Below are 14,952 nucleotides of genomic sequence, written 5' to 3' on the forward strand. Positions count from 1 at the left end.
TCACGCCGACGCGGCTGTCAGCCGATGCGCGTGCCGTGGGTCGAGAGACACCAGGTGAAGGGTGAGGGCGGCGATGTTCCACGCGTCGTCCTCTCCACGGTGATGCCGTCCCTCCAACGGAAGGCCCGCCACCTCCAAGGCCCGCGCCATCCCCGGGCGCTTCCTCAGCTCGTATGCCTCGGTGAACACCGCCTTCACGTTCGTGTGCCGCCGGCCGAAGGGGTAAGGGACACCGGTCGCCTGACACTGGCGGGTGAACTGGTGGCGGTCGTAGTCGCCCCAGCTCGCCCACGGCCGCGTCCCCGCGCCGTGCTCGGCCGCGAGCAGGCGGCAGGCCTCGGCGAAGCCGACGCCCGTGTCCACCTCCTCCTGCGTCAGACCGGTCAGTTCCGTGCAGAAGGCGCTGACGGTGGAGCGGGCAGGCCGTACGTACGAGGATGCTGTGGCGGGCGACCCGCTCGCCCGCGTGCAGGTCGACGACTGTCAGGCCGATTTCGATGATCTCGCTGACCGCTCCCGGCGGTGGCTGGCCGTCCCAGCAGGTTGCTTCGACGTCCACGACGTTCAACAGCTCGCGGTCCTCCATGCCGCTGAGGGTAGGGGAGGGAGCTCCCGCGCCGCTTCCGATATTTCTCAACTATTCGCTCGATGAATACATCGAGTGTATAGTCGCGATCATGTCAACCGGGCATGTCCTGCTGGGCCTCCTCACCGAGCGCCCCAAACACGGCTATGAGCTCAAGAGGGAGCACGATCACCGCCTTCCCGGCTCTCGTCCCCTCGCCTACGGCCAGGTCTACGCCACGCTCCAGCGTCTCGAACGCGACGGCTTCGCCGAGGTGGCCGAGACCGTACAGGAGGGCGGTCCCGAGCGGACCGCCTACGCGATCACCGACAAGGGCAGGGCGGAGCTGGCCAGCTGGCTGGAGCAGCTCGAGCCGCCCGCGCCGTACGTGTCCAGCCCGCTGTTCGCGCGCGTGGTCGTCGCGACGCTGGCGGGCGGCGGCGCCGACGGCTACCTGCTCAGGCAGCGCGCGGCGCACCTGGCCCGGATGAGGGAGCTGACGGGCCAGAAGGCGGACGGCACGCCGGCGCAGGTGCTGGCCGCCGACTACGCGCTGCAGCACCTCGACGCGGACCTGCGCTGGATCGAGACGGCCATCGCCAGGCTGGCCGACCTGAAGGAGGAGATCGATGCTTGAAGCGCGCGCGTTGCGCAAGTCGTTCGGCAGGACGACGGCCCTGGAGGGGGTCTCGCTGTCGATCGGCGAAGGGGAGATCGTCGCGATCACCGGGCCGAGCGGGTCGGGCAAGTCGACGCTGCTGCACTGCCTGGCGGGGATCATCCGTCCGGAGGCCGGCGAGGTGATGTTCGCGGGACGGCGGGTCGACAGTCTCGGTGACGCGGACCGTACCCGGCTGAGAAGGGAGAGCTTCGGGATCGTCTTCCAGCACGGCGAGCTGGTGCCCGAGCTGAGCGCGGTGGAGAACGTGGCCCTGCCGCTGCTGTTCGGCGGGCACGCCCGGCAGGAGTCGCTGCGGAACGCCATGGCGGCGCTGGAGCGGCTCGGCGTCGCCGACTGCGCGGAGCAGGTGCCGGGGGAGCTGTCGGGGGGTCAGCTGCAGCGGGTGGCCGTGGCGCGGGCGCTGGTGACCGGCCCGAAGGTGGTGTTCGCCGACGAGCCGACGGGGGCGCTCGACTCGCTGGCGGGCGAGCAGGTGATGAAGGAGCTGGTCCGCACGGCGGCAGCCGCCCAAGCGGCGCTCGTGATCGTGACCCACGACAACCGCGTGGCCTCCTACGCCGACAGGGAGATCGCGCTTCGTGACGGGCAGGTGGCCGGATGAGCGGCAGCGGGAACGCGCGACCGGCGGGTAGGGGGCGCCTGATGAGCGCGGGGGCGGCGCTCGCCACCCTGCTGCTCGGCGCGGCCGTCGCGCTGCTGGATCTCGGCACGCCGTACCGCGTCGAGGGCGTGCTGGTCGCGCGCTCCGACGGGCCGCTGATCGCCGCGCTGGCCCTGGCCCTGCTGGCCGTGCCGGCCGCGGCCTTCGTCCACCAGGTCAGCCGCCTGGCCCAGGCCACGGGCGAGCGACGGCTCGCGGCGCTGCGCCTGGCGGGCGCCACACCCGGCCAGGTGCGGCTGATCGCCGCGCGCGAGAGCGGCAGGCACTCCGCGGTGGGGGCGCTGCCCGGCGGCGCGGCGGCGCTGGCCTTCGCCGTGATGCTCGGCGTCAGCCCGTGGTGGACGCTGGTCGCGCCGCCTGTCGTGGTGCTCGGCGGGGTGCTGTCGGGCCTGCTCGCCGGGCGCCACGTGATCGCCTCCCCCCTCGGCCTGGCACGGCGGGCCAGGCTGAGGCAGCCGCGCGCCCTCGACCTGGCGCTCGTCCTGCTGGGCGCCGGGCTGATCCCGGCCGGCATCGCCCTGGGCCATTGGCTGGTCTCGTCCGTGCTGATCGCGGCGGGAGGGGTGCTGCTGGTGTTCGGGCTGACGCTCGCCGCGACCTGGCTGATCAGGGCGTCGGCCGGACGCGCCGGCCGCAGGGCGGGCACCGCCGAGGCGCTGCTCGCCGCCCGCCTGGTCGAGGCCGACCCGAGGGCGTGGGCGCGCACGCTGTCGGTGGTCGGTCTGACGGTGTTCTTCGGCGCCGCCGTGGCCGCGCAGCAGACGCGTGGTCTCCTGGAGGGCATGAGCGCCTCCGAGGCGGCGGGCTACGGGCTGGTCTACCTGGCCCTGCTGGTCGCGCTGGTCACCTCGGCGGGCGCGCTGGTGGTCCACCAGGCCGAGGAGCTGCTGGACCACCGGCGCTCGTTCGCGGCGCTGTCGGCCGCCGGAGCGCTCGACGACGCTCTCGGGCGGGTGCTGACCAGGCAGGCGCGGATCGCCGCGACGCCGGTGTGCGCCGTGGCGGCGGCGGCCGGCGTGCTGGTCGTCGTGCTGGCGGTCGCGGACGTCTTTCCCTGGACCGGCCTGCCCCTCACCCTCGGGCTGGCCGGGGCCATGGCGGGGATCGGGGTGCTCGGCGCGAGCCTGGTGGCCAGGCTCGCCCGCCCGATCCTCGCCAGGGCGCTGCGTCCCGGCGCGCTCCACCGCTGACCGGACGCCCCGGGCGATCACCCGGCCAGGACGGGGTAGTTGCTGCGGAACACGTTCGCCGGGTCGTGCCGGCGCTTGATGTCCCGCAGCCGCTCCAGCGTCGCCGCGGGGAAGGCCGCCGCCGCGCTCTCACCGGGCGCCAGGAAGGTGAACGGCTTGCGCCCGCCGTCGGCGATCTCCCGCTGTCGGTCCTCGGCGCCGGGCAGGCCGAACATATAGAGCAGGTACGGCTCGGCCACCTGGCCTGCGGCGCTGTCGGACGGCCTGGCCAGCGCGCCGCCCAGGTGCCTGATCTGCACGCTGATCAGCGGGTCGATGGGCATGACCCGCTCCAGGATCCCGTCGAGCCCGTCGAGCAGCTGGGCCTTGGACGCGCCGGGCCCCGGGTCGGTGGGCTCGCCGGTGATGTCACCGAGCGCGGTGAGCGGCATCGGGGCCCTGGTGTCGGACAGCGCGCCGCCTATCCGGTCCAGCGGCGCGAGGAACCCGCTCGCGTCCTTGCCGAGGTAGGTGGAGTCCACGGCGACGAACGGCGGCGAGCCGGGGAACCTCAGCAGGTCGAACCAGACGGTCAGCTCGTCGGGGGCCGTCGCGGTGATCTCCTTGAACGCTTCGAGCACCTCGGGGGCGCGGGTGGCGGGCCACAGGACGCGCCCGCCGTACAGGTCGGGCAGCGGGTGGAGGTCGAGCTCCATCGCCGTCACCAGCGCGAAGTCGCCGCCACCGCCGCGCAGGGCCCAGAAGAGCTCGTCGTCGCGGGTGACCACCGAGCGGTTGCCCTCGGCGTCGACGATGTCGAAGGAGCGCACGCTGGAGGAGGCGAAGCCGTGCTTGCGGGAGAACCAGGACAGGCCGCCGCCCAGCGTGTAGCCGGTGACGGTGACCACGGGGGAGCTGCCCGGAAGCCCGGTCAGTCCGTGCGCGGCGGCCGCGGCCTGTAGCCGGCCCCACCTGACTCCAGCGCCGACGCGCGCGACCTTGGCGACGGGGTCGATCTCGAGCGTGGTGAGCCCGTGGGTGCGCAGCAGGATGGTGTCGGCGACGTCGCCGCTCGCGCCGTGCCCACTGGGCTGCGCCGTCACGGCCAGCCCCTCCTTGCCCGCCAGCCGGACCACGTCGACGACGTCGTCGACCGAGTGCGCCTCGGCGACGGCCCGCACGGGCTGCTTCACGGCGAGGTTCCACGGGGTGACGGCCTGCTCGAAGCCTTCGTCTCCAGGAAAATCAATTTATTCTCCATCCGAGATATCCAGAATTCCGCCATGGACTGATCAGGTCCGCGCGAACCACGCGCGGGTGCTGTCGGGTGTTCCGGGGAACCGGCTCTCGACGGTGTCCCTGATGTCGGCCAGCGTCTGCCCGGCCAGCTCGCGCCGCCAGGTCAGCTCCGCCCTGCGCATCGTCTGGGAGATCACGCAGCTCTCCCTGTAGTCGACGTGCGGGCCGCCGCCGGGACCTGCCCTGAGGATCTGCTCGCACCTGAACGCCTCCTCGGCTCCCTCGATCGCCGTCACGACGTCCATCAGCGTGATGCGGTCGAGGGGGCGGGCCAGCCGGAAGCCGCCCCGCGGCCCCGGGGTCGAGGCGAGGATCCCGGCTCTGGCCAGAGCCTGGAGCTGCTTGTTGAGGTAGGCGGCCGGCAGGTCGTAGAAGGCCGCCAGCCTGGCCGCCGTCATCGCCTCACCGGTCTCGATCCACGAGAGGTTGAGGCAGCTGTGGAGCGCCCACTCGACGCCCTCGCTCATCCGCATAATCTGGATACTACACGTCCAGAATAGACAAAGCCATAGTGGAGCCCCAGGTGTCGGGACGAACCACGGAGAAGCCCATCGCGCGATAGAACGCGAACGCCCCTGGGTTGCCCGCTCCGACGCCCAGGTGCACGCCGGGCACCCGCCGTACGCGCAGGGCCTCGAGCAGTGTCTTCATGAGCTGCCTGCCCAGCCCTGCGCCCTGCCCTCTGGGCAGGATGTCGATGTGCAGGTGGGCGGGAAAGCGGTCGTAGAGCTCGTCGGGGGTGGGTCCGGCGCGGTGGATGCGCTCCACGCACCACCAGTCCTGGGTGCCGTCGCCCGGGTCGGCGGCCATCGCGAGGGGATAGCGCGCACGCAGCCCCGGCCACCAGTGCTCCTCCATCCAGTGCTCGAACGCCAGGGTGTCGGCGGTGGCGATGATGTAGCCGAGGACGCCCCGCTGGTCCACGGCGACGAAGCTGAGCCCGGGATCGGCGACGGGGTACGGCCCGGCGTAGATGTGCGCGAGCAGGTCGGGGTCGCGGTAGAGCGCGGTGGCGTCCTTGCCGGAGTCGCCCGTCTGAAGGCACACCCGATACATCCCGGGCAGGTCGTAGGGCTGGAACGGTCGGATCTCCACCATCTGGCTCCCCCTGGCGCAACGTCGAGACTGCGCGAAGGTACCAGGCACCGCGCGGCGCCCATCGCTCCGCCCCGGCCCCGCGAAGGCGGAGGTCAGACGCGCCGGGGCGGCCTACGTTCTCGTGACGCGCACGTCTCCGTCCTCGCTCCGCGCGACGATCGTCCTCGCGCTGCCGTCGCCCGCGTCCTTGATCTCCGTGCGAGAGCGGCCGTTGCGGCTCACCACGGTGATCCCGTACTCGCCCTCGGGCACGGACACCACCACTCCTCCCGCGCGCGACTGCGTGTCCACCTTGCCGGGCGGCGCGGCGAAGCCGACCGAGATGTCGCCGTCGCGCGAGCGCGCCCTGACGTCGGCCGAGCGGGTGGCACGCGACCTGATCGTCCCCTCGTGCGTGCGCAGGCGCAGCGTGCCGGAGAGTCCCTCGGCGGTGATGTCGCCGCCGGTGGTGGAGACCGAGACGTCCTGCGGCAGCCGGGAGAGCGACACCCGCTCGTCGCCGCCCTCCACCACGAGCGCCACCCCCGGCGGCAGGTGGACGGTGTAACGGGCGCCGCAGGAGCCGAAGAAGACCGTGCAGTCGGTACTGAGCGCCAGCCTGCCGTTCTCGAGCGTCCACTGCGACTTGCCGGGTTCTCCGGCGGTGCCCTGCAGCCAGCGCTCCACCTTCACCCCCGAGGCGTCGCCGGGGACCACGCGCAGGTCGCCCACCCTGGAGGTGATCGTCAGGGACGTCCCGCCGAGCGGGAAGGTCCGGGCCTCGTGCCGCTCGGTCCTGTCGAGCTGGAAACCGCAGGCGCTCAGGCTGATCAGCCCCGCCGCGGCCAGTGCCGTCATCCGCTTCATGGCAGCGATCGTGTCGCCGATCTCCGCCGGTGCTATCGGCCATCCGGACGATCTGCCATCGGCCGATCGTCCAGAGCGATCACAGGGCGGACAGCAGCCCCTCGACGTGGGCGAGCGGGTCGTCGCCGACGGGGCGCAGCACGACGGTGCCCGCGCCGGCGGCCCAGAGCGCCTTGACGGCCGCGGCCGCCTGCGCGGGCGTGCCCTCGGCGGCGAACACCTCGGCCGGGTCGACCGACAGGAACCGCGCCGCGCCCACCTTCGGCCCCGCCAACTCCGCGGTGTCGCCGACGCACAGGAACGCGAAGACGATCAGCTCGTGCTCGCCCGCAGGCGAGATCCGCTCAAGCGCCGGGGCGATGGCGGCCGGGCCGAAACCCTCGGGCAGGATCGTGCCCTGCGCCACCCTGCCCGACACGGCCAGCGAGCGAGGGCCCTTCACCCCCGCCACGACCGGCGGGACGACCGCCGGCGGGTGCACCAGCCGCACGCCGTCGAGCCGGTCGTTCGTCACCGTCTCGCCGCGCAGCAGCGCCCGCACCGACGTGATCGTCTCCTCCAGCAGCGTCAGGGGGGACGTCGCGGCGGCGCCGACCTGGCGCATCCACTCCTGCACGCCGTGCCCGACGCCGCCGACGAAGCGCGAAGGGAAGAGCCTGGCCAGGTTGGCGAACTCCATGGCCAGCAGCATCGGGTTGCGCAGCGGCGCGGGCGCGATGCCCAGGCCGACCCGCAGCGCCGAGGTGGCCGCGAGCGCGGCGGCCGCCGAGGTGAGGCCGCCGGTCCAGCCGAGATCCTCGACCACCCAGAGGTCGTCGACCTTCGAGTCGAGCGCACGCGCGAACGGGATCAGCCGCTCGGGCGGCAGGTCGCGGTCGAACATCACGCCAAGTCTCATCGGGACCCCTCCAGTGTCGACGCGTCCACCATCCTGGCGGATGGAGATCACGCCCGCGCGGCGGGGGTCAGGCGGCCAGCGCCTGGCGCGCGCCGTCGACGGAGTCGCTGAGCTCGAAGTGGCGGTCGAGGTTCGTGATCGCCAGAAGGTGGTGGATCATCCCTGGGCCGACCACCAGGATGAGCCTGCCGTGCAGGTCCTTGATCCTGGTCAGCGTCGAGACCAGCAGGCCCAGGCCCACGGAGTCGCAGAACGGCACCTCGGTCAGGTCGATGGCCAGCTGCGGACCGCGCATGGGCGCCAGGACCCGGTCGAGCTCCTCGCGCAGGCGGGGGACGGCCGCCAGATCCAGGTCACCGACTGCTTGGACTAGAGCGAACCGACCATCCGTCCACGACCTGACCACCATGGTAAGAAACTGCCCATAGAACGCCGTATTATCCGGCTTTCTTGCAGATGTTCTGACTCGCCGTTCGGGTGGTGGGTGTGATCTGCGGGGAAGGGGAGGCGGACGGCGTGGCGGCCGACTTCGGCTTGCGCACCTTCGGCTGGTCCTGGCCCACGACCACCTCGATGCCGTCGACGCCGGTCTGCTTCAGCTCGGCCCCGGGGATCGCGGCGGCCACGGTCTTCGCGGCGTTCTCCATGCCCTCGCCGTAGCGCACGACGGTCTTCGCGAAGTCCTTCCGCGTGGTGTTGCCGGGTACGCCCGGCACCTTGAACCCGGCGGCGAGCAGCCCCGCCTTGGTGCGCGCGCCGAGCCCGGTGATGAGCGTGCCGTTGAGCACCTTGACCTTGATCTGGTCGGGCGGCACGGACCTGACGGACTGCGTGGGCAGGACCGACGGCTTCGGAGCCGGCTTGGCGAGGTCCTGGTCGGCGCCGATGCGCCGGAACAGGTCGGCGGCCCGCTCCTTGTCCCAGAGCACGGCCGACTCGCCGGTCGGCGTCTTGAAGTCGACGTCGGTCAGCGGCACGCTGGCGAACTTCACGTCGTCGAGCGAGACGTCCTTGAGCTGCTCGACCAGCGGCACGAGCCCGTCGTCGGGGTCCACCTTGATCGTGGCGAGCGAGGAGTTGACGAAGGAGATCAGGTTTGCCGGGTTGGACAGCGCCTTGCTCAGCATCGCCGAGATGACCTGCTGCTGGCGGTCGATGCGGTCGAGGTCGGAGCGGGCGGTCGCCCTGGTGCGGGCGTAGCCGAGCGCTCTGGCGCCGTCGAGCTGGTGGGTGCCGGCGGCGAGGTTGAGCCCCGTCTTGGGGTCGTTGATGGGCACGGGCGTGCAGACGGTCACCCCGCCGAGCCGGTCGACCACGTTGACGAAGCCGAGGACGTTCACCTCGATGTACCTGGTGATCGGCAGCCCCGTCGCCTGCTGCACGGTCTGGCGGGCCAGCTTGGCGCCGCCGAACTGGTATGCGGAGTTGATCTTGTGCTGGCCCTTGCCGGGAATGGTCGTCCAGGTGTCGCGCGGCAGGCTGACCACGGTCACCTTGCGGTGGTCGGCCGACAGATGGATCAGCATCATCGTGTCGGTCCGCTCGCCGGTCTCACGGCCGAGCTTGAGCCGGTTCTGCTCCTTGCGGGTGAGGTCGTCGCGCTTGTCGACGCCGACCAGCAGGATGTTCATCGGCCCCGAGGGCGCCTGCTCGGTGCCGCCCAGCCCGGCGTCGACCGAGCCGATCTTCTGCGGCGTGGCCCACACCCAGCCGGTGCCAGCCAGGACGAGCGCCGACATGGAGCCGGCGAGGATCAGGTTGCGCCGCCTCGCCCTCGCCCCCCTGCCGGGTTTACGCGGAGGTCGGCGTCCGGCGAGCCTGACGCTCCCAGGAGCGTCACCGCCCACGGCAACAGCCGCGTCATCCTCCTCCAAGGCACCCCTCCAAACACCGCAGGGATTGCTCTCCTCCCCTCGTCGTACAGTAGCGTGAGGCCCGCCATGAAGCAGTTCCCCGACTCGCCCGCGCAGCCCGCGTTCCCACAGACGCGCGCCTGGCCGGCGATCTCCGTCGTGATGCCGATCCTCAACGAGGAACGGCACCTGCGCGAGGCCGTCGACCAGATCCTCGCCCAGGCCTACCCAGGCCCCATCGAAGTCGTGCTCGCCGTCGGACCCTCACGCGACCGCACCCAGGAGGTGGCCGACGCGATCGCGGCGGCGGACCCCAGGGTGACCGTGGTGGCCAACCCGACGGGACGCACCCCCAACGCGCTCAACGCCGCCATCGGCGCCTCCCGCCACGAGATCATCGCCAGGGTCGACGGGCATGCCATGCTCCCCGACGACTACCTCAGGGTGGCGGTCGAGACGCTGGAGGAGACCGGAGCCGACAACGTCGGCGGCGTCATGGCGGCCGAGGGCGTCACCGCCTTCGAGCAGGCCGTCGCCCGCGCGATGACCTCCAAGATCGGCGTCGGCTCGGCCGCCTTCCACGTGGGCGGCACGGCGGGCCCCGCCGACACCGTCTACCTGGGCGTGTTCAGGCGCTCGGCCCTGAAGCGGGTCGGCGGCTACGACGAGCACTTCCAGCGCGCCCAAGACTGGGAGATGAACCACCGCATCCGCGAGAGCGGCGGCCTGGTGTGGTTCCAGCCCAGGATGCGCGTCACCTACCGGCCGAGGCCCAACCTCAGAGCCCTGGCCAAGCAGTACTTCCACTACGGCAGGTGGCGGCGCGTCGTGGCGCGCACCCACGAGGGCACGATCAACCTGCGCTACCTCGCGCCGCCGGCCGTCGTCGTCGCGATCGTGGCGGGCTTGCTGGTCTCGCCGTTCTTCCCGCTCGCGCTGATCGTCCCCGGCGGGTACATGCTGGCGATCACCGGCGGCTCGGTGCTGACCGGCAGCGGGCTGCCCGCACGGGCCAGGTTCGCGCTGCCGTTCGTCTACGCCACCATGCACCTGTCGTGGGGCTGGGGCTTCCTCACCAGCCCGCGCAAGCTCTCCCGACCCCAGCGCTGACCTCCCGACCCAGCGCTGACCTCCCGACCACCTCCTGGCCCGGCCCCGTGATCACGGGGCCGGGTCACTCGTCGTGGCGAGGACGTCGACGACCTGGCCCGTCAGGCCCGAGGCCAGCAGGTCGACGGATGTCGTGGCGGCGACCACCGGCGATCCCGGACGGCGGGGACTGACGCAGTTCGCCCTGATGCCCTCGCCCGCCCACTCGTCGGCCAGCGCCCGCGTGAGTTCGGCGACGGCGGCCCTGGTCGCCGAGTGCAGCCCGTGGCCCCCGCTCCCGGGACCCGGCGCGGCGTAGAACAGCAACCCGCCGCCCGTCTCCCTCAGATAGGGGTGGGCCGCGCGCGCCACGGTCACCGGCCCGAGCACGTTGACGTTGACGACGTCGGCGACCGCCGCCTCCGAGACCTCCGCCAGCCTGCCCGCGTGCGGCGCCTCGGCCGCGTACACCACGTGGTCGACGCGGCCCACCTCGGCCAGCGCCTTCGCGACGGAGGCGGGGTCCTCCACCCGCACGCCGTCCACCGAGCGGGAGAAGGAGCGCACGACGGCGCCGTGCCCGCGGGCGAGCTCGGCCACCGCCGCGCCGATCCCGGCGGCGTCGCCGAAGACGACCACGCTCCTGCCGTCGAACGCCTCGCGGCGGGCGGCGGGGGAGGCCGCCGGCGCCGTCGAGGCGGCCAGCTGGAAGAGCGCGTCGGCGATGTGCACGTCGACGGGGTGGGTGACCTTGATGTTGCGCTCGCTGCCGGGCACGATCACGATCGGCACCTCGGGCAGGTACCGCAGCACCACGCCGCAGTCGTCGGTGGCCGGCCGGCGGGCGAAGTCAGGGTCGGCGAAGGCCCGCTCGTACGCCTCACGGATCACCGAGAGCCTGAAGCCCTGCGGCGTCTGGACACGACGCAGCCGCGCCCGGTCGGGGATCTCCTGGACGACCTCGCCGCCCGGCCCCGGCGCCGTCACGACGATCGTGTCGGAGCTCGGGATGGCGACCTCGACCGCGCGCGCCTCCTTCAGCGCCTCGACACACTCCGTGATGATCCGGGGCTCCAGCAGCGGCCGTACGGCGTCGTGCAGGAGCACGTCGCACTCGTCGGAGCCGAGCGCGCGTAGCGCCCGCCACGTGGTCTCCGAGCGGGTGGCGCCGCCTTCGAGCACCTGGCTCACCTTGCCGAAGCCGCGCGCGGCGACCAGCTCGGCGACCTCGGCGGTGAAGCCGGGGGTCATCAGCACGACGATCTCGTCGATCTCGGGCGCGGCGTCGAACAGGGCGAGGGTGTGCTCGATGATCGACCGGCCGGCGATCCTGATGAGCTGCTTCGGGGTGCCGAGCCCGACACGCCGACCGACGCCCCCGGCGAGGAGCACTCCCACGGTGCGCAGCCGAGATTCCATACAAAAGAGGGTAATGGTCTCGCGCGTCGCGGCCACGTCCTCGTGATTTGCGGTCAACGGGTCGCTACGCTGGGCAACGCACTCCTCGTATCCGAAGGAGAACCGCGCGTGCCAGAATCCACCACCACCACCCGAGAGGGCCTCACGGCGGCGGCCGTCGTGCTCGCCACGACCCCGGCCGCCCGGCTGTCGTGCGCGGACGGCACCCTGCTCGACCGGATCAACGACCAGCTGCTGATGCTACCCGTGCGCGACGTGCACGTGGTGCCGCAGGGCGGTGGCCTGGGCGCCGACCTGCGCGGCGTGGCCAAGATCGCGCGTATCTCCACGGGCCCGGTCGTCCTCCTGCCGGCCGACCTCATCGCGCACACCGAGGCGCTGGCGGTGCTCGTGGAGCACCCGTCCCGCAACACCGGCGCGCTGGTGAGCACCGACGCCACGGTCGGGCCGCTGCGCCCGCCCGTCAGGATCGCGCGCGGCAGGGTCCTGGCGGCCGGCAGCTCCTACCATGTGGTGCCCGAGGCCAACGCCACCTTCAGAGGCGTCCTGCAGGTCGGCGAGGCCGACCTCGGCACCCTGGCGGACATCGCCGACGAACTGGCCGAGCTGGCCGACACCGGCCGCCTCGGCCCCGTCACCCCGATCGAGGCGATCGACCTGCTGCTGGTCGGCCTCGTGCGCTCAGGGGTGAGCGTGCGCGCCGCGCGGCTCGGGCCGCTGCACGCCGACAGGGTCACCGCCCAGTCCGCCGCGGACCTGGCCGTGACCCGCCTGTCCGACGTCGACGAGGCCAAGGTACGGCTCGACAGCGCGGTCAAGGCCGACGACGGCTTCTTCACCACCTTCTTCGTCAGCTCGTGGTCGCCCCATCTGGTCCGCCTGGCCGCGAAGCTGAAGCTCACGCCCAACGCGGTGACCGGCATCTCCGTCGCCCTGGCGGTGCTGGCGGCGGTGTGGTTCTCGGAGGGCACCAGGGGCGCCCAGATCCTCGGCGCCGCGCTGCTGCTGCTGTCGTTCGTGCTCGACTGCGTGGACGGCCAGCTCGCCCGCTACACCCGCACGTTCTCGCGGCTCGGCGCGTGGGTCGACGCGATGGCCGACCGGCTGAAGGAGTACGTCGTCTACGTCGGTCTCGCCCTCGGCTACTCCGCGGGGCTCGACGCCGGCAACGGAGGGCCCGAGGGGATCTGGCGGCTGGCCGTGGCGGCGATGATCCTCCAGATGCTCAGGCACATGGTCGACTTCTCCTTCAAGGGCGGCATGTCCGACGCCAGGCGCGTCGGCGCCGCGTGGGCCAGGCCGCCGAGGTCGCTGCTGGAGTCGGTGGACGTGGGCCGCGTCGCCGTACCTCGGCAGGGGGTGCTCGGGCTCGCGCAGCGGCTGGAGCGCGAGAAGCTCACCCGATGGGTGAAGAAGGCGGTCGTGCTGCCGATCGGCGAGCGGATGGCGCTGATCGCGCTCACCGCCGCGCTCTTCAACGCCAAGGTGACCTTCATGGCGTTGCTGGCCTGGGGTGGTCTCGCCCTCCTCTACCAACTCGTCGGCAGGATCGCGAGGTCCACCGCATGATCTCCGTGCACATGGTGCCCGTTCCGCGCAGCACCGTGGTCGCCTACCGCGACGACGGGCCGCTCTCGCGCGGCATGGGCGCGCTCGTGGCGGGCCAGCTGCCGCCGCTGCCTCCGGCGATCGCCGGAGCGTTCGTCACCGGCATCCTGCTCCTGGTCGGCGTGGGCGGCACCGACGGGCTCGCGGTGTTCGCGCCCGCCGTGACGCTGCTGCTGGCCGGCCCCGGCAGCTCGCACCCGCACGACGGCAGGCTCGACTGGCTGGTACCCCCGATCCTGCGGATGACCGAGTACGTCTTCGTCGCGGCCGTCTGTTTCGGCCACGACCTGCACCCGGTGCTCATCTTCGCGCTGCTCGGCGCGATGGCCTTCCATCACTACGACCTGGTCTACCGGATCAGGCAGCGCGTCTACCCGCCGCCGTTGCTGGCCACCGCGGGGCTCGGCTGGGACGGGCGGATGCTGGCCGTGGCGGTCGGAGTGATCATCGGCCAGATGACCGCCATGTGCGTGCTGCTGGCCGTCTATCTGTGGTGCCTGTTCGGCTGGGAATCACTGACGTGCTGGCTGGCCGCGCCCCGCTCCGGGGTGGATGCAGCCGAAATGGGAACTCCCGACTAAGTGGGCGTTTGATCCTGTGAGTTCCGTCTGATCGGTGTTTCAGGTGCCTCGCCAGGTTGGGGTGGATTCGCGGGCGAGGCGGCGGGTCATCAGATCGATCATGGCGATGTGAATCATGGCTTCGGATCGAGCGGGCAGGGCCTCGTAGTCGCGGACCAGTCGGCGGTGGAGCATGAGCCAGCCGAGGGTCCGTTCGGCGACCCAGCGGCGGGGCAGGGCGGTGAAGCCCCTGGTGGCAGGGTCGCGGCGGACGACTTCGACGTCGATGCCGAGGGCGGCGCCGCCTTCGATGACCTTGGTGCGGTAGGCGCTGTCGGCCCAGGCCTTGGTGATGGTCGGGTGGTCTTCGGCGACCTGGGTCAGCAGGGGCAGTCCGGCGGCGCCGTCGGAGACGCCGGCGGCGGTGACCAGCACGGCGAGTAGCAGGCCGAGGGTGTCGGTGACGATGCTGCGTTTGCGGCCGGCGATCTTCTTGCCGGCGTCGTAGCCCTGGCTGGCCGCGGGCGCGTTGGCGGAGGTCTTGACGCTCTGAGCGTCGATGATGCAGGCGCTCGGTTCGGGATCGCGGCCTTCGGCGGTGCGCACTAATCGCCGGAGCAGGCCGGTGAGCTGGGTGAAGACCCCGTCTTTCTGCCAGTGGGCGAAGTAGCCGTAGACGGTCTGCCAGGGTGGGTACTCGTGCGGCAGGTAGCGCCAGGGGATGCCGGTGCGGTCGACGTAGAGGATGGCGTTCAGGATGGCGCGCAGGTCGTGCTCGCAGGGGCGGCCGATGTCGAGGCCTGTGCCGCGGCGGTCGGCGCGCCAGGCGCTCAGCACTGGTTCGATGAGCGCCCATCGTGCGTCGGACAGGTCGCTGGGGTACGGTCGCTGCTCGGCCATGCTTCTGGCGTATCGCAGATTGCATGTGCCGCCCAGTCCTGAGTGTCAGCTTTCAATCACATACCGTGACATGCTCGGCATCTTGGGATGAGACAGGACTTTCCTGGATGAGGTCGGCGCTCTGCGAGCTTCTCATCGACATCGCCACGCCGACATGCGCCGAAAGCGCGCAAATTGGGCGGTCAGACGGAGGGACGTACTGGGACCTACATCACCTCCCAGGATTAAACGCCCACTAAGGGTGTGTTTGAGGGTCGCGACCGCTTCGGCGCTCGTTGGCATTGGGTTGAACCTCGCTCACTCCC

At 71.9% G+C, this 14,952-nt stretch carries 16 protein-coding genes; 6 read left to right on the forward strand and 10 right to left on the reverse strand.

Annotation, left to right across the window (positions count from 1 at the left end; genetic code table 11):
* Entirely contained in the window at positions 1-387 is a 387-nt protein-coding gene (locus H4W81_RS41880) for a 3'-5' exonuclease (protein ID WP_225960777.1), read from the reverse strand.
* Between the two features lie 290 nt (positions 388-677).
* Here H4W81_RS41880 and H4W81_RS41885 point away from each other — a divergent pair, with 290 nt between their 5' ends.
* The 3 genes from H4W81_RS41885 to H4W81_RS41895 are packed head-to-tail and all read left to right on the forward strand — an operon-like array spanning position 678 to position 3,098.
* Positions 678-1,202 (forward strand): PadR family transcriptional regulator, encoded by a 525-nt coding sequence (locus tag H4W81_RS41885; protein ID WP_192779863.1) that lies wholly within the window; start codon positions 678-680, stop codon positions 1,200-1,202.
* Positions 1,195-1,848 (forward strand): ABC transporter ATP-binding protein, encoded by a 654-nt coding sequence (locus H4W81_RS41890; protein ID WP_192779864.1) that lies wholly within the window; start codon positions 1,195-1,197, stop codon positions 1,846-1,848. The genes H4W81_RS41885 and H4W81_RS41890 overlap by 8 nt, the downstream gene beginning before the upstream one ends.
* A 41-nt stretch (positions 1,849-1,889) precedes the next feature.
* Entirely contained in the window at positions 1,890-3,098 is a 1,209-nt protein-coding gene (locus tag H4W81_RS41895; protein ID WP_192779865.1) for a hypothetical protein, read from the forward strand.
* 17 nt (positions 3,099-3,115) lie between these two features.
* Here the strand turns inward: H4W81_RS41895 and H4W81_RS41900 are convergent, their stop codons facing one another.
* The 7 genes from H4W81_RS41900 to H4W81_RS41930 all read right to left on the reverse strand — a co-directional run bounded on the left by H4W81_RS41900 (position 3,116) and on the right by H4W81_RS41930 (position 9,092).
* Positions 3,116-4,270 (reverse strand): FAD-binding oxidoreductase, encoded by a 1,155-nt coding sequence (locus H4W81_RS41900; protein ID WP_318782413.1) that lies wholly within the window; start codon positions 4,268-4,270, stop codon positions 3,116-3,118.
* Positions 4,271-4,369: 99 nt separating this feature from the next.
* Positions 4,370-4,849 (reverse strand): RrF2 family transcriptional regulator, encoded by a 480-nt coding sequence (locus H4W81_RS41905; protein WP_192779866.1) that lies wholly within the window; start codon positions 4,847-4,849, stop codon positions 4,370-4,372.
* Positions 4,850-4,859: 10 nt separating this feature from the next.
* Positions 4,860-5,474, reverse strand: a complete 615-nt coding sequence (locus H4W81_RS41910) for a GNAT family N-acetyltransferase (protein WP_192779867.1) — start codon at positions 5,472-5,474, stop codon at positions 4,860-4,862.
* 111 nt (positions 5,475-5,585) lie between these two features.
* Entirely contained in the window at positions 5,586-6,320 is a 735-nt protein-coding gene (locus tag H4W81_RS41915) for a DUF4097 family beta strand repeat-containing protein (protein ID WP_192779868.1), read from the reverse strand.
* A 79-nt stretch (positions 6,321-6,399) separates the two neighbouring features.
* The gene (locus tag H4W81_RS41920; protein WP_225959047.1) at positions 6,400-7,218 is read right to left on the reverse strand and encodes an LLM class flavin-dependent oxidoreductase; all 819 of its coding nucleotides are present in this window, start codon (positions 7,216-7,218) and stop codon (positions 6,400-6,402) included.
* Between the two features lie 67 nt (positions 7,219-7,285).
* Entirely contained in the window at positions 7,286-7,627 is a 342-nt protein-coding gene (locus H4W81_RS41925; protein WP_192779869.1) for an STAS domain-containing protein, read from the reverse strand.
* A 28-nt stretch (positions 7,628-7,655) separates the two neighbouring features.
* Complete coding sequence (locus tag H4W81_RS41930) at positions 7,656-9,092, reverse strand: LCP family protein (protein WP_192779870.1); 1,437 nt, start codon at positions 9,090-9,092, stop codon at positions 7,656-7,658.
* Positions 9,093-9,158: 66 nt separating this feature from the next.
* Between H4W81_RS41930 and H4W81_RS41935 the strand changes: the two genes are divergently transcribed.
* Positions 9,159-10,181, forward strand: coding sequence for a glycosyltransferase family 2 protein (locus tag H4W81_RS41935; RefSeq protein ID WP_192779871.1), 1,023 nt, complete (start codon positions 9,159-9,161; stop codon positions 10,179-10,181).
* 51 nt (positions 10,182-10,232) lie between these two features.
* On the opposite strand, the gene H4W81_RS41940 is transcribed toward H4W81_RS41935, so the two are convergent.
* Positions 10,233-11,579 carry a bifunctional cytidylyltransferase/SDR family oxidoreductase gene (locus tag H4W81_RS41940; protein ID WP_192779872.1) on the reverse strand — a complete coding sequence of 449 codons (1,347 nt, stop codon included), beginning with the start codon at positions 11,577-11,579 and terminating at the stop codon, positions 10,233-10,235.
* Positions 11,580-11,687: 108 nt separating this feature from the next.
* On the opposite strand from H4W81_RS41940, the gene H4W81_RS41945 reads away from it, so the two are divergent.
* Positions 11,688-13,148, forward strand: coding sequence for a CDP-alcohol phosphatidyltransferase family protein (locus tag H4W81_RS41945; protein WP_318782414.1), 1,461 nt, complete (start codon positions 11,688-11,690; stop codon positions 13,146-13,148).
* Complete coding sequence (locus H4W81_RS49040; protein ID WP_192779873.1) at positions 13,145-13,768, forward strand: DUF5941 domain-containing protein; 624 nt, start codon at positions 13,145-13,147, stop codon at positions 13,766-13,768. The genes H4W81_RS41945 and H4W81_RS49040 overlap by 4 nt, the downstream gene beginning before the upstream one ends.
* Before the next feature lie 39 nt (positions 13,769-13,807).
* Here the strand turns inward: H4W81_RS49040 and H4W81_RS41955 are convergent, their stop codons facing one another.
* Complete coding sequence (locus H4W81_RS41955; RefSeq protein ID WP_192774431.1) at positions 13,808-14,647, reverse strand: IS5 family transposase; 840 nt, start codon at positions 14,645-14,647, stop codon at positions 13,808-13,810.
* Positions 14,648-14,952 lie beyond the last annotated feature (305 nt).

The sequence above is a fragment of the Nonomuraea africana genome (assembly GCF_014873535.1).
In the GTDB taxonomy this organism is placed as follows: Bacteria; Actinomycetota; Actinomycetes; order Streptosporangiales; family Streptosporangiaceae; genus Nonomuraea; species Nonomuraea africana.

Bases quoted from the DNA above. Each gene is read 5' to 3' on its own strand.
- H4W81_RS41885 (WP_192779863.1), top strand. From the start codon at position 678: ATGTCAACCGGGCATGTCCTGCTGGGCCTCCTCACCGAGCGCCCCAAA.
- H4W81_RS41890 (WP_192779864.1), top strand. From the start codon at position 1,195: ATGCTTGAAGCGCGCGCGTTGCGCAAGTCGTTCGGCAGGACGACGGCC.
- H4W81_RS41895 (WP_192779865.1), top strand. From the start codon at position 1,890: ATGAGCGCGGGGGCGGCGCTCGCCACCCTGCTGCTCGGCGCGGCCGTC.
- H4W81_RS41905 (WP_192779866.1), bottom strand. From the start codon at position 4,849: ATGCGGATGAGCGAGGGCGTCGAGTGGGCGCTCCACAGCTGCCTCAAC.
- H4W81_RS41910 (WP_192779867.1), bottom strand. From the start codon at position 5,474: ATGGTGGAGATCCGACCGTTCCAGCCCTACGACCTGCCCGGGATGTAT.
- H4W81_RS41915 (WP_192779868.1), bottom strand. From the start codon at position 6,320: ATGAAGCGGATGACGGCACTGGCCGCGGCGGGGCTGATCAGCCTGAGC.
- H4W81_RS41920 (WP_225959047.1), bottom strand. From the start codon at position 7,218: ATGAGACTTGGCGTGATGTTCGACCGCGACCTGCCGCCCGAGCGGCTG.
- H4W81_RS41925 (WP_192779869.1), bottom strand. From the start codon at position 7,627: ATGGTGGTCAGGTCGTGGACGGATGGTCGGTTCGCTCTAGTCCAAGCA.
- H4W81_RS41935 (WP_192779871.1), top strand. From the start codon at position 9,159: ATGAAGCAGTTCCCCGACTCGCCCGCGCAGCCCGCGTTCCCACAGACG.
- H4W81_RS41940 (WP_192779872.1), bottom strand. From the start codon at position 11,579: ATGGAATCTCGGCTGCGCACCGTGGGAGTGCTCCTCGCCGGGGGCGTC.
- H4W81_RS49040 (WP_192779873.1), top strand. From the start codon at position 13,145: ATGATCTCCGTGCACATGGTGCCCGTTCCGCGCAGCACCGTGGTCGCC.
- H4W81_RS41955 (WP_192774431.1), bottom strand. From the start codon at position 14,647: ATGGCCGAGCAGCGACCGTACCCCAGCGACCTGTCCGACGCACGATGG.